This window comes from Kribbella orskensis, assembly GCF_004342085.1.
Lineage (GTDB): Bacteria > Actinomycetota > Actinomycetes > Propionibacteriales > Kribbellaceae > Kribbella > Kribbella orskensis.
In genome coordinates, this window is the sequence record NZ_SLWM01000004.1 from 260978 (window position 1) to 279122 (window position 18145).

General features: G+C 70.1%; 14 protein-coding genes. 6 read left to right on the top strand and 8 right to left on the bottom strand.

Annotated elements, in window-relative coordinates:
• Positions 1-4: 4 nt before the first annotated feature.
• Genes EV644_RS13495 through EV644_RS13510 form a run of 4 tightly spaced genes read right to left on the bottom strand, consistent with a single transcriptional unit; the run spans position 5 to position 4684 of the window.
• Complete coding sequence (locus EV644_RS13495; RefSeq protein WP_241998128.1) at positions 5-1147, bottom strand: glycerate kinase; 1143 nt, start codon at positions 1145-1147, stop codon at positions 5-7.
• Between the two features lie 17 nt (positions 1148-1164).
• Positions 1165-2940 carry a glyoxylate carboligase gene (gene gcl, locus EV644_RS13500; protein WP_132188592.1) on the bottom strand — a complete coding sequence of 592 codons (1776 nt, stop codon included), beginning with the start codon at positions 2938-2940 and terminating at the stop codon, positions 1165-1167.
• 13 nt (positions 2941-2953) lie between these two features.
• The gene (locus tag EV644_RS13505) at positions 2954-3838 is read right to left on the bottom strand and encodes a 2-hydroxy-3-oxopropionate reductase (protein ID WP_132188593.1); all 885 of its coding nucleotides are present in this window, start codon (positions 3836-3838) and stop codon (positions 2954-2956) included.
• Between the two features lie 21 nt (positions 3839-3859).
• On the bottom strand, positions 3860-4684 hold the full coding sequence (locus EV644_RS13510; RefSeq protein ID WP_132188594.1) for a hydroxypyruvate isomerase family protein: 825 nt from the start codon (positions 4682-4684) through the stop codon (positions 3860-3862).
• 215 nt (positions 4685-4899) lie between these two features.
• Here EV644_RS13510 and EV644_RS13515 point away from each other — a divergent pair, with 215 nt between their 5' ends.
• The 6 genes from EV644_RS13515 (at position 4900) to guaD (ending at position 14593) form a co-directional block, all read left to right on the top strand.
• A complete protein-coding gene (locus tag EV644_RS13515) occupies positions 4900-6468 on the top strand; it encodes a PucR family transcriptional regulator (protein WP_132188595.1) in 1569 nt (522 codons plus the stop codon).
• A gap of 167 nt (positions 6469-6635) precedes the next feature.
• Entirely contained in the window at positions 6636-8561 is a 1926-nt protein-coding gene (gene uraD / locus EV644_RS13520; RefSeq protein ID WP_132188596.1) for a 2-oxo-4-hydroxy-4-carboxy-5-ureidoimidazoline decarboxylase, read from the top strand.
• The gene (locus tag EV644_RS13525; RefSeq protein ID WP_199239794.1) at positions 8558-10036 is read left to right on the top strand and encodes a xanthine dehydrogenase small subunit; all 1479 of its coding nucleotides are present in this window, start codon (positions 8558-8560) and stop codon (positions 10034-10036) included. The genes uraD (EV644_RS13520) and EV644_RS13525 overlap by 4 nt, the downstream gene beginning before the upstream one ends.
• Positions 10033-12429 carry a xanthine dehydrogenase molybdopterin binding subunit gene (gene xdhB, locus EV644_RS13530; protein ID WP_132188597.1) on the top strand — a complete coding sequence of 799 codons (2397 nt, stop codon included), beginning with the start codon at positions 10033-10035 and terminating at the stop codon, positions 12427-12429. The genes EV644_RS13525 and xdhB overlap by 4 nt, the downstream gene beginning before the upstream one ends.
• Positions 12430-12446: 17 nt before the next feature.
• Positions 12447-13274: a xanthine dehydrogenase accessory protein XdhC gene (xdhC, locus tag EV644_RS13535; RefSeq protein ID WP_241998129.1), complete on the top strand. Its 828-nt coding sequence runs from the start codon at positions 12447-12449 to the stop codon at positions 13272-13274.
• Entirely contained in the window at positions 13271-14593 is a 1323-nt protein-coding gene (gene guaD, locus EV644_RS13540; protein ID WP_132188598.1) for a guanine deaminase, read from the top strand. The genes xdhC and guaD overlap by 4 nt, the downstream gene beginning before the upstream one ends.
• A 181-nt stretch (positions 14594-14774) precedes the next feature.
• Here the strand turns inward: guaD and EV644_RS13545 are convergent, their stop codons facing one another.
• The 4 genes from EV644_RS13545 to uraD (EV644_RS13560) all read right to left on the bottom strand — a co-directional run bounded on the left by EV644_RS13545 (position 14775) and on the right by uraD (EV644_RS13560) (position 18075).
• The gene (locus EV644_RS13545; protein ID WP_132188599.1) at positions 14775-16136 is read right to left on the bottom strand and encodes an 8-oxoguanine deaminase; all 1362 of its coding nucleotides are present in this window, start codon (positions 16134-16136) and stop codon (positions 14775-14777) included.
• Positions 16137-16317: 181 nt separating this feature from the next.
• Positions 16318-17223, bottom strand: coding sequence for a factor-independent urate hydroxylase (gene pucL, locus EV644_RS13550; protein WP_132188600.1), 906 nt, complete (start codon positions 17221-17223; stop codon positions 16318-16320).
• 4 nt (positions 17224-17227) lie between these two features.
• Positions 17228-17557: a hydroxyisourate hydrolase gene (gene uraH / locus EV644_RS13555; protein ID WP_132188601.1), complete on the bottom strand. Its 330-nt coding sequence runs from the start codon at positions 17555-17557 to the stop codon at positions 17228-17230.
• Positions 17554-18075, bottom strand: coding sequence for a 2-oxo-4-hydroxy-4-carboxy-5-ureidoimidazoline decarboxylase (gene uraD / locus EV644_RS13560; protein WP_132188602.1), 522 nt, complete (start codon positions 18073-18075; stop codon positions 17554-17556). Before uraD (EV644_RS13560) ends, uraH begins: the two co-directional genes overlap by 4 nt.
• Positions 18076-18145 lie beyond the last annotated feature (70 nt).

Genomic DNA, 18145 nt, shown 5'->3' on the forward strand with positions numbered 1-18145 from the left:
AGGTCTACTCCTGGTCGGCGCACGGGGAGCCCGCGATCGGGAGGTGCTCGGCCGCGATCCGCTCACCGAGCCCGCGGAGCAGTGGGGCCGGATCGGCGATGCACCTTCGTACGTCGGGCTCGAGATCGGTCAGCGCGTACGCCGCGGCGATGCCGGCCGCGCGCAACTGACCAGGATCGAGCCGGTTGGTCCCGCAGACGGCGACCACGGGGATGCCTGCCGCTCCGGCCGCCGCGGCCACTCCGGCGGCCGCCTTGCCGTGCAGCGTCTGCTCGTCGAGTGCGCCTTCGCCGGTGATCACCAGGTCCACGCCGGTGAGCTGCTGGTAGAAGCCGGCCAGGTCGAGCATGAGGTCGATGCCCGGGCGCAGTTCCGCGCCGAGCAGCGCCAGCGCCGCGAAGCCCACTCCCCCAGCGGCGCCGGCACCGGCGGTGTCCCGGAGATCGCGCGCGGTTTCCCGAGCCACGATGTCGGCCCAATGCGTGAGAGCGGCGTCGAGCTGCTCGATCTGCGTGGGGCTAGCGCCCTTCTGACCTCCGTACGTCGCTGCCGCGCCGTCCGATCCGGTCAACGGGTTGTCCACGTCGCACGCGACAACGATCTCGACTCCCGCCAGCCGCTCGTGGAGTGCGGTCAGGTCGAGAGACGCCGCCGCGGTCAAGGCTGCGCCACCCTCGGCGAGGTCGGCACCGTTGCCGTCGAGCAGCCGGCCGCCGAGTGCCCGGATCAGACCGGCTCCGCCGTCGGTACAGGCGCTGCCGCCGATACCGAGGATCACCCGCCTGCAGCCGCTGTCGATCGCCGCCGCCACCAACTCGCCCGTACCGCGTGAGGTCGCCGTCATCGGAGCCGGCCTGGCGCCGGGCAGCCGGATCAGCCCGGAGACGTCGGCCAGCTCCACCACGGCCACCTCGCCGCGCCGGACGAAGCCACTGCGCACCGGCTCACCGGTTGGTCCGCTGGCGGTCACCGGCACCAACTCGAACCCCGAGGCCACGGCTGCGGCGAGCGTGCCATCACCGCCGTCGGCCACGGGCACCGAGTCGACGGACGCCTCGGGGCGGACCCGCCGTACGCCGATGCCGACCGCGACCGCGACCTCGTCACTGCTCAGGGTGCCCTTGAACTTGTCAGAGGCAACGACCACCCGGAGATCAACCATCGTCAGCCGACAAGCGCGATCGCGGTCGGGGCGTCCTCGGGGCGCTCGGCCGGCTCCTCGAACTCGACGATGTTGTCGATCTCGGTGCCCATGGCGACGTTGGTGACCCGCTCCAGGATGATCTCCACCACGATCGGCACCCGGAACTCGACCATCAGCTTCTTGGCCTGCTCCAGCGCCGGCAGGATCTCGTCCGGCTCGGACACCCGCAGCGCCTTGCAGCCCAGGCCCTCGGCGACCTTGACGTGGTCGACGCCGTAGCCGTTGAGCTCGGGACTGTTGATGTTCTCGAACGACAGCTGCACGCAGTAGTCCATCTCCAGGCCGCGCTGTGCCTGCCGGATCAGCCCCAGGTAGGAGTTGTTCACGACGACGTGGATGTAGGGGATGTTGAACTGCGCGCCGACCGCGAGTTCCTCGATCAGGAACTGGAAGTCGTAGTCACCCGACAGCGCCACGACGGTGCTGTCCGGGTCGGCGGTGGCGACGCCCAGCGTGGCGGGCACGGTCCAGCCGAGCGGACCCGCCTGGCCGGCGTTGATCCAGTGCCGCGGCCGGTAGACGTGGAGCATCTGCGCGGCCTGGATCTGCGAAAGCCCGATCGTGCTGACGTAGCGGGTGTCCGGTCCGAACGCCCGGTTCATCTCCTCGTACACGCGCTGCGGCTTGATCGGGACGTTGTCGAAGTGTGTCTTGCGTTGCAGCGTGGTCCGGCGCTGCCTGCACTCCTCCACCCAGGCGGAGCGGTCGGCCAGTCTGCTCTCGGCGGCCCAGTCCTTCGCGACCTCGACGAACACCTCGAGGGCGGCGCGAGCGTCGGAGACGATGCTGTAGTCCGGTGCGAACACCCGGCCGATCTGCGTCGGCTCGATGTCGACGTGGACGAACTTCCGGCCCTCGGTGTAGGTCCCCACCGATCCGGTGTGCCGGTTGGCCCAGCGGTTTCCGATCCCGAGCACGAGGTCGGAGGCCAGCAGGGTGGCGTTGCCGTAGCGGTGCGAGGTCTGCAGGCCCACCATGCCGGCGGCCAGCGGATGGTCGTCCGGGATCGTGCCCCAACCCATCAGCGTCGGGACGACCGGCACCCCGACGAGCTCGGCGAACTCGACGAGCAGGTCGGATGCATCCGCGTTGACCACCCCGCCACCGGCGACGATCAGCGGCCGGTCGGCGTCGTTGAGCAACGCGAGCGCCTTCTCCACCTGGGCCCGGGTCGCGGCCGGCCTGGCTATGGGCAGCGGCTCGTAGGTGGCGATGTCAAAGTCGATCTCGGCCAGCTGGACGTCGATCGGCAGGTCGATCAGCACCGGGCCCGGACGACCCTCGCGCATCAGGTGGAAGGCCCGCTGGAACGTCCCCGGCACCTGGGCGGCCTCCATCACGGTGACTGCCCACTTGGCGACCGGCTTGGCGATCGAGGTGATATCGACCGCCTGGAAGTCTTCCTTGTGCAGCTTGGCCACCGGCGCCTGGCCGGTGATGCACAGGATCGGGATGGAGTCGGCCGACGCGGAGTACAGGCCGGTGATCATGTCGGTGCCGGCCGGACCCGACGTACCGATGCAGACGCCGATGTTGCCTGCCTTGGCGCGGGTGTAGCCCTCGGCCATGTGGGAAGCGGCCTCGACGTGCCGGGCCAGCACATGCTTGATCCCGCCGTGCTTCTTCATCGCGCTGTAGAAGGGGTTGATCGCGGCGCCGGGCAGACCGAACGTCTGGGTGGCACCTTCCTTCTCCAGGATCAGGACCGCGGCATCGACCGCGCGCATACGTGTCATCGTTCTCGTCTCCTCAGTCCTGGGTCTTGCCGGAAAGGCGTTCGACGCCTCGGAGCAGCGCCGAGTGGTCGAGGCCGCCGTCGCCGTTCGCGCGGGCGGAGGCGACCAGCTGGGCCACCAGTGAGCCGAGCGGTACGACGACGCCGCGCTCGCGGGCCGCCGAGGTGACGATGCCCATGTCCTTGTGGTGCAGGTCGATCCGGAAGCCAGGCTGGAAGGAGCGCGACAGCATGTTCTCCTGCTTCTGGTTCAGCACCGCCGAACCGGCCAGGCCCCCGCCGAGCACCTCGAGGGCAGCCTTGGTGTCGACGCCGTACGCCTCCAGGAAGACGACCGCCTCTGACAGCGCCTGGATGTTCGCGGCGACGATCAGCTGGTTGGCGGCCTTCACCGTCTGCCCGGATCCGCTCGCGCCGACATGGACGACGGTCTTGCCGACCGCGTCGAACAGCGGCTTCGCGGTCTGGAAGTCACCGGCCTCGCCGCCGACCATGATCGACAGCGCGGCGTTCTTGGCTCCCACCTCGCCACCGGAGACCGGGGCATCGAGCACCCGGAAGCCTTGCTCCCGGCCTTGGGCGGCCAGCTCGATGGTGACGTCGGGCCGGATGCTGGAGAAGTCGATGATCAGCGCGCCGGACCTGGCGTGCTGGAACACGCCGCCCTCGCCGGTGAGCACCAGCTCCACGTCCGGGGAGTCCGGCACCATCACGCAGACCACGTCGGCGTCCTGCACGGCGTCGGCGATCGACTCCGCGGCCCGGCCACCCGCTTCGGCCAGCGGCTTGGCCCGCTCGGGGTCGAGGTTGTAGCCGGCCACCCGGTGCCCGGCGTTCGCCAGGTGGACGGCCATCGGGCTGCCCATGATGCCGAGGCCGATGAAAGCGATGTTCGTCATGTCTGAATCTCCAATGCTGGGTCAGCCGGCGACGGCGCGATGCTCGCGCGGCAGCCAGCCGAAGCTCTCGACGGTGGTGGTGGACGGCTTGTACTCAAGGCCGATCCAGCCGGTGTAGCCGCCGGCCGCAAGGGCGCCCAACTGGCGTTCGAGCGGAAGCGTGCCGGTGCCGGGCTCGTTGCGGCCGGGGGCGTCGGCGATCTGAACGTGGGCGATCCGGTCGGCGTGGTCCGCGATCACCCGATCGACGTCGTCGCCGTTGACCGCGAGGTGGTAGAGATCGGCGAGCAGGCCGAGGTTCTGCACGCCGTACGACGCCTGCACCCGGTCGATCACGGTCAGCGCGTCGGCCGCGGTCAGCAGCGGGTACTGCGCCGCGCCGCTAACCGCCTCCACCAGCACGGTGCCCTGGATCCGGGCGGCCGCCCGGGCGGCGAGCCCGAGGTTCTCGACGGCCAGATCGTCCTGTTCGCCCGCGGAATGACGGTTGTCCCGGTTGCCGTAGAGGGCGTTGAAGGCCCGGCAGCCGAGCCGTTCACCAATGCCGACCGTGGCGTCGATGTTGTCCCGGAACTCGCTGGATCGCTTGGGTGAGGACACCAGGCCGCGATCGCCGCCGGGCATGTCGCCGGCGAAGAAGTTGAGACCGGTCAGCTGCAGGCCGGCGTCCTGGATGGCGGTCACGAACGCGTCGACCTCCGCGTCCGACGGCACCGCCTCGGCGAACGGCCACCAGAACTCGACGGCGCCGAAGCCGGCCCGGCGGGCCGCTGCGGGGCGCTCCAGCAGCGGCAGTTCGGTGAACAGGATCGAGCAGTTCACCGTGTAGCGCGGCTCGTGGCTCATGGCGTCCCTTCCGAGATATTCCGCATTGTGGAAATGCAATTCTGTTCTGCGAAAGGACCATAGAATGACAGCGGCGAATGCGTCAAGCACCGGCGGAGTACGGGGCCCGAGGCCTTCGCCGGGAGCCGAGGCGAGGTATCAGGCGCGCGTCCGCGCGTTGTACGTTCCTCTGAAGGGCCGGCTTCATCCATCGGATCGGCCAGAGGAGGTGTGCCGTGCTGCTTCCCGACCTGCTCGACGCGCCGGAACTGCGGCTCCGCCTCCTGCACGCGGCTCCCGGCGCGCTGGAGCGCCCGATCGGCCGCCTCGTCACCACCGACCTGCTCGAGCCCGGCCGCTACCTCAGTGGCGGCGAACTGGTTCTCACCGGTCTGGTCTGGCGCCGCAGCGACACCGACAGCGAGGTCTTCGTGGCCTCGGTGGCCGGGCGGGGCGCGGCCACCATCCTGGCCGGCAAGGCGTTGTTCGGCACCGTCCCCGACGACTTGCTCGAAGCTTGCCGCCGGCACCAGGTCACGCTCGTCGAGGTACCCACCGAGGTCGCGTTCGCCGATGTGACCGAGCACGTGGCCGCCGCGGGTTCGGCCGAGACCGGCGCCCGGTTGTCCGCGAGTCTCGTCCGCCAGCGCCAACTGCTGTCCTCGATCGCCTCCGGCCGGAGCCTCGACGAGCTCGCGGCCAGGATCTCCGACGAGATCGGCCATGACTGCCGGGTGATCACGCCCACCGGACGCCACGTCGTACCGGGTCCTGGTGAGCTGGACGACGAGACGCTCGACGCGGTCACCCGCACATTCCTCACCGCGGCCCGCACCCCGGCAGTCGCCGTCGCCGGCGACACGTCGTACAGCCTCTTCCCGGTCGGATCGGGCCTGGGCAACCGGCTGACCTCGTGGGTGCTGGTCATCGACGGCGACCACACGCAGTGGTCTCGCGACCATGTCGAGGCCGTGCACGAGCTGTGCACGATCGCCGCGCTGGACCGCGCGCGCCGGGACGAGGGGCGGCTCGCGCTGCGACCCCTGGTGGCTGAGGCACTGGAACTGGTCGAGTCAGGCGCACCGCACACGGACGTCGCCACGCGGCTCCGCCAGGCCGGTGCGCACTCGGATCGGCCGATGGTGGTCGCGGTGGTGGAGCTGACTCTCACCCCACCGGGCCGCCCCGGCCACGGTCTCCGCGAGGACGGACCGGGCGCGGTGGCGGTCACGGTGCTCGAGGACGTTGCTCTGACGGTGGGGCCGGCTGTGGTGGCGCCGGGGCGGGACGGCGTACTGGTCGCATTGTTGCCGTCGTCCCCCGAGCTGCCGGACCTTTTGCGCCGGGCGTTCGGTCGGCTCTCGCCTGGACTCGTACGGACGAGACTCGCGGTCGGGGTCAGCGGCGAGACCGGCATCGACGCGCTGGCGGGAGCGCTCGAGGAGGCGCGGTTCGCCCACCGGGTGGCCAGTTCCGGCAGCACGTCGGTGTCGGTGGTGACCTCGGACCAGGTCGCCTCACACGTGCTCCTGCTCGCCACCTTGCCCGACGACGTCCGGCGGACCTACACCCACCGGGTCCTCGGGCCGGTGCTCGACCACGACCGCCGGACCCAGTCCGACCTGCTCGCCACGCTGCAGGAGTTCCTCGCCTGCTCGGGTTCGTGGTCGCGGACCGCCGAGGCGATGCACCTGCACGTCAACACCGTCCGGTACCGGATCGAACGCGTGGAGCAACTGACCGGTCGCGATCTGTCCCGGCTCGAGGACAAGGTCGACGTGTTCCTGGCGCTCAAGTCGCTCTGAACCGCCCGGTTTGGGTGATCGCACAGATCCGGACGCTCCAGCGGGCCGACTTTCGGAGGTTCACCGGGTGCCCCCGCGGCCGTGACGAGCCGATGCTGTCGTGCAGGTCACACAAACGCCGCGACCTCCTGAGCCCCTGAGGCCTGAGCCCCTGAGGAAGGTGCCCGATGAAGGCAATCCCGCGACCGAGCCGCAACGCCGGCCGGCACCCCGTCGACGAGGTCCTGCCCGCTGGCAAGCTCGTTGTCTACGGCACCCAGCACGTCCTCGCGTTCTACGCCGGCGCGGTGATCGTCCCGATCCTGCTGGCGAACTCGATCGGACTGAGCACGCAACAACTCGTGCACCTGATCAACGCGGACCTGTTCACCTGCGGCATCGCGTCGATCATCCAGTCGGTCGGGTTCTGGAAGGTCGGCGTACGGCTCCCGCTGCTCCAGGGCGTCACGTTCACGGCGGTGTCGCCGATGATCGCGATCGGCCTCGCCGCGGGCGGCGGCACGGACGGCCTGCTGGTGATCTACGGCGCAGTACTGGTCGCCGGTCTGGCTACCTTCTTTATCGCGCCGTACTTCAGCCGGCTGATCCGGTTCTTCCCGCCAGTCGTCACCGGCTCGGTGATCACGATCATCGGCCTGGCGCTGCTGCCGGTCGCGGCCGGGGACGCCACCGGTGGCGCCGGGCCGACCTCGGACCCGACCAGTGGCAAGAACCTGGCCTATGCGCTGGGAACGCTCGCGCTCATCGTGCTGATCCAGCGGGTCTTCAAGGGATTCATGGCCACGATCGCCGTGCTCGCCGGCCTGGTCGCCGGCACCCTGGTCGCGTGGGCCTTCGGCGACGCCCACTTCGGCGCGGTGAGTGACTCGGGCTGGGTCGGCGTCACCACGCCGTTCTACTTCGGCTGGCCGCAGTTCTCGGTCGCCGCCATCATCTCGATGATCGTGGTCATGCTGATCACCGCGGTCGAGACCACCGGTGACGTGTTCGCGACCGGCGAGATCGTCGAGAAGCGGATCGGCCGTGAGGACATCGCCCGGGCGCTCCGCGCGGACGGCCTGGCCACCACCATCGGCGGTGTCTTCAACTCCTTCCCCTACACGTGTTTCGCCGAGAACGTCGGCCTGGTCCGGCTCACCCGGGTCAGGAGCCGCTGGGTGGTCGCCGCGGCCGGCGCGATCATGATCCTGCTCGGCCTGGTGCCCAAGGCGGGCGCCATCGTCGCCGGCATCCCGCACCCGGTACTGGGCGGTGCTGCGCTGGCGATGTTCGCCACCGTGGCCGTCGTCGGTTTCCAGACACTGGCCAAGGTCGACTTCCATGACCACCGCAACGTCGTCATCGTGGCGACCAGCGTCGGCCTCGCCATGTACGTCACGGCGCAGCCAGAGGTCGCCCAGGCGGTGCCGGGCTGGGCCGAGATCATCTTCGGCAGCGGCATCACGCTCGGCAGCCTGACCGCGATCGGGCTCAACATCCTCTTCCACCACGTGGGCAAGGACTACGGCCCCGCGGTGGCCGGGCAGCCGGGCGACACGGTCCGGCTGGACCAGGTGAACAAGATGAGCCGCGAGGAGTTCGTGGAGACCTTCGCCGGCCTGTTCCAGGGTCCCCGCTGGATGGTCGAACGCGCCTGGAACATGCGGCCCTTCGCCGACACTCACGCCTTGCGCCGTTCGTTCCAGGAGGCACTCTTCTCCGGCTCGCACGACGAACAGCGCCAGCTGATCGAGGCCTACCCGCAGCTCGGCTCGCAGTTCGTCGCCGACGGCCTCAGCGGTGAGGCGTCACTGCGGGACCAGGCCGCACGCGGGCTGACCTTCCTTGCCGAGCCGGAACGCGATGAACTGGAGACGATCACCGCGGCGTACCGCGAGCGCTTCGGTTTCCCGCTGGTCATCTCGGTTCGCGACGCGGACTCGTTCGACCGGATCGTCGAGCAGGGCCGCGAGCGACTGGGCAACTGCGAGAACCAGGAGCACGCGGCCGCGCTGCTCGAGATCGCGAAGATCGCCGGCTACCGGTACGACGACTTCCTCCAGGAAGCGAACCCCATCCACAGCGCACGAACCCGCTGGAGCAGCAACCGATGACTACAACAGCCGACCACCGGCCCGTGGCCCTGAGCGCACCCGCGCTCAAGGTCAACGGCGAGGACACCGCCATCGGTGAGGTGGCCGTCCACACGACCGCGCTGGACTGGCTCCGCGACCGTGGCCTGACCGGAGCCAAGGAGGGTTGCGCCGAGGGTGAATGCGGCGCGTGCTCCGTACTCGTCGCCCGCCCGGGGATCGACACCCCGACCGAGTGGACCGCGGTGAACGCCTGCCTGCTGCCAGTGGCGGCCCTCGATGGTCAGGAGATCGTCACCTCAGAGGGACTGGGCTCGCCGGCCTCGCTGCACCCGGTGCAGGAGGAGCTCGCCGTCCGCGGCGGATCCCAGTGTGGCTTCTGTACCCCGGGCTTCGTGTGCAGCATGGCCGCCGAGTACTACCGTTCCGCCCGTACGGCGCCCGCGGCCGAGGCGTGCGACCACGAGCACGGCCCCAACGGCTTCGACATCCACGCGCTCAGCGGAAACCTGTGCCGGTGCACGGGGTATCGCCCGATCCGGGACGCGGCGTACGCGCTCGGTACTCCGGTCGCGGACGACAAGTTCGCGGCGCGCAGGCTGGCCCCGCCGCCCCCGCCGGCGCCGACCGCGATGGAGGTCGCCGGATCAGAATTCCTCCGGCCGGCGAACCTCGACGGCGTACTCGAGGTGCTGGCCGACCGGGCCGACGCGCAGGTCGTGGCGGGGTCGACCGACGCCGGCGTGGAAGTGAACCTGCGCGGCGCCCGGCCTGCTCTGGTCGTCGCCGTCGATCGGCTTGCCGAGCTGCGGGAGTTCGAGTTCGGGGCTGACGAGGTGCGTATCGGTGCCGCCCTGACATTGAGCGAGATCGAGCGGCTGCTCGACGGACGGGTTCCGCTGCTGGCGCAGATGTTCCCGCAGTTCGCCTCCCGCCTGATCCGCAACGGCGCCACCATCGGCGGGAACCTCGGCACCGGGTCACCGATCGGCGATATGCCGCCGGCGCTGCTGGCTCTCGATGCCTCGCTCGTGCTGGTCTCCCGCCGCGGGGACCGGGTGGTGCCGCTCGCGGACTACTTCACGGGATACAGGCAGACGCTGAAGGCTCCCGACGAGCTGATCCGGAACATCCTGGTTCCGCTGCCGCTCGCACCGCTGACCGCCTTCCACAAGATCGCCAAGCGCCGCTTCGACGACATCTCGAGCGTCGCCATCGGCTATGCCGTCGAGTTTGAGGACGGTGTCATTCGCCAGGCCCGGATCGGGCTCGGCGGGGTGGCGGCCACGCCGCTGCGCGCCCGAGCCACCGAAGAGGCGCTCACCGGCCGGCCGTGGACCGAGCGGACGGTGCGTGAGGCCGCCGCCGTGATGGCCACCGAGGGCACGCCGATGGACGACCACCGCGCCAGCGCGTCGTACCGCTCCGCGATGCTCGGCCAGTCGCTGCTCCGGTTCTACGCCGAACACCGTGCACCGGAAGGAGTACGCACATGAGCCAGCTGTCCGAACGTCCACGGCAGGCCATCGTCGGCCTGCCGCTGCCGCACGAGAGCGCCGCACTGCACGTCACCGGCAACGCCCTCTACACCGACGACCTCGTCGTCCGGACCAAGGACGCGCTCCACGCCTGGCCTGTCCAGTCACCCCATGCCCATGCCCGGATCACCTCGCTGAAGGTGAAGCCCGCGTACGACGTACCGGGGGTGGTCCGGGTGCTGACGGCCGACGACGTGCCTGGGATCAACGACGCCGGGGTGAAGCACGACGAGCCGCTCTTCCCGACCGAGGTGATGTTCCACGGACACGCGATCTGCTGGGTTCTCGGGGAGACCTTGGAGGCAGCGCGGCTCGGCGCCGCGGCCGTGGAAGTCGAGTACGAGTCACTCCCCTCGCTCGTGACAGTCCCCGAGGCGATCGCCGCCGGCAGCTTCCAGGGCACCGGGCGGCACCTGAACCGCGGTGACGTCGGTACGGCGTTGTCTCAGGCGAGCCACGTGTTCCGGGGCGAGTTCGAGTTCGCCGGCCAGGAGCACTTCTACCTCGAGACCCACGTCGCGCTGGCCCTGGTCGACGAGGCGGGCCAGATCTTCGCGCAGAGCAGCACCCAGCACCCGTCGGAGACCCAGGAGATCATCGCCCACGTTCTGGGCGTGCCCAGCCATGCGGTGACCGTGCAGTGCCTGCGGATGGGCGGCGGCTTCGGCGGCAAGGAGATGCAGCCCCACGGCTTCGCCGCCATCGCGGCCCTCGGCGCGACCCTGACCGGCCGGCCGGTACGGCTGCGGCTCAACCGCACGCAGGACATGACGATGTCCGGCAAGCGCCACGGCTTCCACACCGAGTGGGCGGCCGGCTTCGACGACGACGGCCGCCTGGTGGCGCTCGACGCCACCCTCACCGCCGACGGAGGCTGGAGCCTCGACCTGTCCGAGCCGGTCCTCGCCCGCGCGATGTGCCACGTCGACAACGCGTACTGGATCCCGAACGTCCGCGTCGACGGCCGGATCGCCAAGACGAACAAGACCTCCCAGACAGCCTTCCGCGGCTTCGGCGGCCCCCAGGGCATGCTGGTCGTGGAGGAGGTGCTGGGCAGGTGCGCGCCGCTGCTCGGGCGCGACGCGATGGACCTACGCCGCCGCAATCTCTACCGGCCGCACGACACCACGCCGTACGGGCAGCCGGTCCGCCACGCGGAGCGGCTGGAGGCGTGCTGGAGCGAGGTGGTCGAGACCGGCGAGGTCGAACGCCGGCGGGTGGAGATCGAGCAGTTCAACGCGACCCACCCGGACACGAAGCGGGCGCTGGCGATGACGCCGGTGAAGTTCGGCATCTCGTTCAACCTGACCGCGTTCAACCAGGCCGGGGCGCTCGTGCACGTCTACAAGGACGGCTCGGTGCTGATCAACCACGGCGGCACCGAGATGGGGCAGGGCCTGCACACCAAGATGCTGCAGGTGGCGGCCACCACGCTCGGCCTACCGCTGGAGCGTGTCCGGCTGGCGCCGACCCGCACCGACAAGGTGCCCAACACCTCGGCCACCGCGGCGAGCTCCGGCGCCGACCTCAACGGCGCGGCGATCAAGAACGCCTGCGAGCAGATCCGCGACCGCCTCGCGCGGGTCGCCGGCGGTCGCCTCGGCATCAGCCCCGGCGACGTGCGGTTCAGCGAGGGCGTCATCCGCGGGCTGTCCTTCGAAGGCGAGGGGCTGCGGTGGGAGGACGTCGTGAATGACGCCTACCACCAGCGCGTCCAGCTGTGGGCGGCCGGCTTCTACCGCACCGAAGGCCTGCACTGGGACCCCGTCGCCATGCGGGGCGAACCCTTCAAGTACTTCGCGTACGGGGTGGCCGCCGCCGAGGTCGAGGTGGACGGATTCAGCGGCGCCTACACCCTGCGCCGGGTCGACGTCGTCCACGACGTGGGCGACAGCCTCAGCCCGCTGATCGACCTCGGCCAGATCGAGGGCGGCTTCGTCCAGGGCGCCGGCTGGCTGACCCTGGAGGATCTCCGCTGGGACGAGAGCGACGGCCCGAACCGCGGTCGGCTGGCCACGCAGGCGGCCAGCACCTACAAGCTGCCCAGCTTCTCGGAGATGCCGGAGGTCTTCAACGTCAGCCTGCTGGAGAAGGCCCACGAGGACGGCGCGGTCTACGGCTCGAAGGCGGTCGGCGAGCCGCCTCTGATGCTCGCCTTCTCCGTGCGAGAGGCGCTGCGGCAGGCCGCGGCGGCGTTCGGCCCGCCTGGGACGAGCGTCGTACTGCGCTCGCCCGCGACGCCCGAGGCCGTCTACTGGGCGCTGGACGGGGCCCGATCGTCCGGCCACCGCGCGGAGCAACTGGAGACGGTCGAGCTGATGCGCTCCCCCGCCGGATTGAGTGGAGTGTGACGTCAGAGATGGAATGGATGAAGGCAGTAACCCGGCTACGCGAGCAGCGACGGCCCGGCGTACTGGTTACCGTGCTTTCGGTCCGCGGGCATGCTCCTCGCGAGGCCGGCGCCAAGATGGTGGTCGCGGAGGACCAGGTCTGGGCCACAGTCGGCGGTGGCAATCTGGAGTCGGTCGCGATCGACCGGTCGCGTGAACTGCTCGCGACGGGTGGCACCGAGCCGGAGGTGCTCGAGTTCGCGCTCTCGGACAAGGCGCCGTACCAGCACGGGGTCCAGTGCTGCGGTGGCGAGGTGAAGCTGTTGCTCGAACCGCTGCCGGTGGTTCCGTCCGTAGCGATCTTCGGCGTCGGACATGTCGGTCTCGAGCTCGCGCGGATCCTCGCTCGGCATGACGTAGAACTGCACCTGGTCGACTCGCGACCCGAGCAACTGAGCCCCGAGCGGCTGTCCGTGCTCGATGACGCGGTCGCGGGAGTGCACGTGCACCACGTGCCGGTGCTGCCGGAACTGGTGATCAGCGAGCTCCCGCCGGGCACCCACGCGCTGGTGATGACCCACGACCACGCCGAGGACGCCGCCCTGTGCGACGCCACCCTGCGCGACGGCCGGATGGCCACCATCGGGCTGATCGGGTCCAGTGCGAAGTGGGCGCGGTTCCGCCGCAAGCTGGCCGACGACGGCCATCCGGACGAGGCGATCGCCAGGATCACCACGCCCATCGGCGTACCCGAACTGTCCGGCAAGGAGCCGGCCACCATCGCGGTCAGCGTGGCGGCCTGGCTGCTCCAACTCTTCTCTGCCGAGCGCAACACCGCGCCGGCTCATCGTGAGGCAAAGGCATGACGATCTTCCGAGGCACGTTCCTCGACACCCCGGACAACCCGTTCAGCGGCGGCAGCCTGCGGGTCGCCACCGACACCGCAGTACTGGTCCAGGACGGCCTGATCGTTGCTCGCGGCAACGCTTCGGACATCCGTAGCGCACATCCCGCCGAGGAGGTCGTAGACCTGACGGGCGGCCTGGTGCTCCCCGGGTTCGTGGACACGCACGTCCACTTCCCGCAGATCCGGGCAGTCGGTGGGCTGGGTCTGCCTCTGATGGAGTGGCTCGACAAGTACGCGCTGCCTGAAGAGGCCCGCATGGCCGACGTCGGCTACGCCACGGGCGTCGCCACCGAGTTCGTCCGTGGCCTAGCGGCCGCCGGTACTACGAGTGCGCTCGTCTTCGGCGCCCATTACGCCGACGCCGTGGACGTGCTGTTCACCGCGGCGTCCCGGGTCGGACTCCGGATCACCAGCGGGTTGGTCGTGAGCGACCGCCTGCTGCGGCCGGACCTACTCACCACCCCGGCGCGCGCGTACACGGAATCGCTAGCCCTGGCAGAGAAGTGGCACGGCGTCGGCCGCAACCGGTACGCCGTGACTCCGCGCTTCTCCCTGTCCTGCACGGACGACATGCTCGCGGCCTGCCGCACTGTTCTCGAAGAGGTCCCGGGTGCGCTGTTCACCTCCCACCTCAACGAGAACGAGGCGGAGATCGCGACCGTGGCCGAGCTCTTCGGCGGGAGCGACTATGTGTCGACGTACGACCGGCACGGGCTGGTCGATCGCCGGAGCGTGCTCGCCCACAACGTCCACCCGACCGACGTGGAGCTCAAGGTGCTCGCCGAGAGCAGTGCATCGGTCGCCCACTGCCCGACGAGCAACGCCGCCCTCGGCAGCGGTCTGTTCCCGCTGGAAAGGCACCTCCAAGCCGGCGTACGCGTCGCGCTTGGCTCGGACGTCGGCGCAGGCACGGGATTCTCGCTGCTCAAGGAAGGGCTGCAGGCGTACTTCGCCCAGCAGTTGCTCGGCGAACGGGGGTGTTCGCTCACGGCCGCCCACCTGTTGCACCTGGCAACGACAGCGGGCGCCGAGGCGCTCGGCCTGAGCTCCGAGGTCGGCGATCTCAGCGTCGGCAAGCGCTTCGACGCCCAGCTTCTGCGTCCGGCCGACGGCTCACCCCTGGCCGTCGGAGTCGCCCACGCCGCCGACGCCGAAGAGGTCCTGGCCCGCATCTTCACCCTGGGCACCCCCGCCGACGTCCGCGCCGTCTGGATCGACGGCCAACTCCTGCAGGACGAATCCTCCAGCGGCCCCACCCACCTAGCTCCCGCCACCTGACCCCGCCGAAGCGCCCAGCCACACCGCCACCAGTTCCCCGGCGGCCAGCGAGGGCGTCCGCTGGCGGGTTGTCCGACCGCTGGCGCCCTACAAGCCGCCAGTAGCCGTGCAACCCGCCAGCCGCGCCCCACGCCGCAGATCAAGGGTTACCTGCGCTCCGGGGTCAAACCCTCAGAGCGTGTCAGCCGGCCTTTGCGAGGAGGTTGTGCTGGACCTTCGACACCTGCTTGGCCAGGGTGGGCTCGTCGACGGTGATGACGGTGTCGTGCTCGACCACGGGGCGTCCGTTCACGAGGAGGAGTTCCAGCGGCGGCGGGGTGCCGAGGACCAGTGCGGCGACTGGGTCGGCGATGCCGGCATGCGCGAGGGTGTCGATTCGCCAGAGCGCGAGGTCGGCGAGTTTGCCCACTTCCACCGAGCCGATCTCGTCGTCACGGCCCAGGATGCGGGCGCCGTCGAGAGTCGCCATCTCCAACGCGGCACGGACGTCGAGCGCCCGCGGACCACCCCGGGCACGGGCGAAGAGCAAGGCATGGCGCAGCTCTTCGACCAGGCTGCCGGCTTCGTTGCTGGCGGCACCATCCACGCCGAGGCCGACCGGACTACCGGCCGCCCGGAGGTCGGCGACGCGCGCGATTCCGGCGCCGAGGCGAGCGTTGGAGCTCGGGCAGTGCGCGACACCGGTGGCGGTCTGGCCAAGCTGCTTGATCTCCGCGTCGTCGAAGTGGATGCCATGCGCGAACCACACGTCCGGACCGGTCCAGCCGAGGCGCGCGGCGTACTCCAACGGGGCGCAGTCGAACTTCTCGTGGCACCAATCGGCCTCGTCAGTGGTCTCGGCCAGGTGCGTGTGCAGCCTGACGCCTTTGCGGCGGGCCAGCTCGGCGGCCTCCTGCATCAGCTCGCCGGTGACGGTGAACGGCGAGCAGGGCCCGACCACGATCCGCAGCATCGACCCGGGACCCGGATCGTGCCAACGGTCGATCGCGGCCTCGGTCGCGGCCAGGATCTCGTCGCGGTCCTCGACCACCGAGTCCGGCGGCAGTCCGCCGTCTTTCTCGCTGAGATCCATCGAGCCGCGCGCGGGGTGGAACCGCAGTCCCACCTCCGCGGCGGCGAGGATCTCCGCCCCGAGCAGGTCGTTGGCTGCCCGCGGGAAGAGGTAGTGGTGATCGGCCGCGGTGGTACAGCCGGTGCGAGCGAGCTGAGCCAGCGCGGCCTGCGCGGCAACGTGAACGGACTCCTCGTCGATGCCGGCCCACACCGGGTAGAGCGTGGTCAGCCAGCCGAACAGCGTGGAGTCGGCCGCGAGCCCACGGGTCGCCCACTGGAACAGATGCTCGTGGGTGTTGACGAAGCCGGGCGTGAGCAGACATCCACGCCCGTCGATCACCCGCGCTCCGTCGTACCGCGGCGCGGGTCCGGCACCGACCGCGACGATCCGGTTGCCATCAGCAACGACATGCCCGGTGGCGAGCTCGCGGCGCTCCCGGTCGAGCGTGACCACGGCCGCTCCGTCGATCACGATAGGGGCTGTGCTCATCGGACCACGTCCTGCTCCTCACGGGAAGGCGACCGGCGTCACCTCAGTGGGGTCAGTCAACTCCGCCGGTCGATGAGCCGTAACCGGCAGGAGACACGAACTTCGGCCCTCGATGGGCACTGCGGCTTGGAGGTTCCTCCTAGCGTGTGTCTGCCGCGCGACCCGGCAGACACACCCCGTGTCAGCAGAAGCCCGGGACGCCGTGCCAGGCGCTGCCCGGCTCGCTGGCGTCGTCACGGATGACGGTCGCCTCGATGAGTCCGTACGGCCGGTCAGCGGCGATGAACACCTCGCCCGGGTTCTCCACGCCGAAGGGGCTCAGGTCCACCAGGAAGTGGTGCTTGTTCGGCGCCGAGAACTTGATCTCCGCGACCTCGGGGTGCTGCTGGAGCACCGCCTCGCCCATCCCGTAGAGCGTCTGCTGCAGCGCGTAGCTGTGGATCCGCGCGAACTGCTCGAGCAGCAGCCCCTTGATCTCGTCGTACGACTTGTCCCAGTCGACCTCGGTGTGGTCGTAGCGCCAGCGGGCGACCAGCGAGGTCGCGAGCACGCGGTCGTCCGTCTCCGGCAGCGTCGTGTACTTGTCCTTGAGGAAGCCGTGGAACTCCGAACCGGTGGACTTGAGCAGAGTGAGGTCGTGGACGCCGGAGACGACGTGCGCCCTGCGCTCGGCGCCACGCCCGTCGACGTTGACGACCGTCGTCCGGATGCCGCTGCCGGCCCGGACGAAGGAGTGGTCGTGGCCCGCGCCGTCGACGCTGATCCGCTCCCACGGATACTCCTCGATCTCGATCCGCGCGCCGTCGGCGGCCGGGGCGGAGTCGATGAAGTGACCGCCCAGCGTCAGCGCGAAGTCCTCGATCGCGCCGATGCCCTTCTCCTTGGCGAAGGCGAACGCGGTGTTCTTCTGGGTGTCGGTGGGCAGCACGTCGCGCTGGTCGCCGGTCGTGTGCGCATCCTCGAACCGTCCCCGCAGGGCGGACGAGACGTTCAGGTCGCGGATCTGGTGGCGGGGCGTGTCGCGGTAGATGCGGACGACCCGGCTCTCGGCCTTGCCGTACTGATTGGCTCCCAGGTGGATCGCCATGGGATCAGCTCCCTCGGTAGGTGGAAAAGGCGAACGGGCTGAGCAGCAGTGGAACGTGGTAGTGCCGCTCGTCGGAGATCGTGAAGGTCACGGTGACCTCGGGGAAGAAGATGCTCTGGCCGGACGCGCTCGCGTAGGCGGCGACGTCGAAGCGGAGCTGGTAGGTGCCCGGCTCGAGTCCGGGCTCCCACCCGGTGATCCGGCCGTCGTCGTCCGTGGCGCCCTCTGTGAGGAGGACGGTCTGATCGGCCGTGATCCGCGACAGCCGGACCGGGACAGCGCGAGCGGGCAGCCCGAGACCGGTATCGAGGACGTGTGTGCTGATCGAGCTCATGCCCGCGCCTCCTTGTCTGCCATGTCCTGATCGACGACTTTGGCGAGCCGGAGCAAGGCGATCTTGCGCAGTTCGTCCCGTACTACGGCGGCCTCGGTGGCCTCGTCATGGGTGAGCCGTTCGCGCAGGTTGGCGAGCATCTCCTGCGCCGACAGGCCAGTGGCGCAGATCAGGAAGACCCGGCCGAAACGCTGCTCGTACTCGCGATTGCCCGCCGCGAGTGCCGCGCGAGTCTCCGAGTCGTCGCCGACGCCCGCCTGCTCGTTGCGCGACCAGGCGGCCTCGGTGCCGGCACCTTCCGGCCGGTCCCCGATGCGCGGGTGGGCTGCCAGTGCTCGGTCGACCTCATCGTCGCCGAGATCTCTCGCAGCCCGGTCCGCGGCCTGGGTCAGTGCCACGGCGTCGCCGTACGGGCGTCCGGCGAGGATGCCGTCGACCCAGCGGGGAACGTCGCAGCAGGCCGCCAGCATCGGACGGAGCCGGCCGGCCGGAGCGGAGTTGAACTCCTGCAGATCCACGGATCACACCTTCTCGAATCCCGAAATCGAATTTCCGTATGACGAGAGGGTGGCATGAGCCTGGCACTCC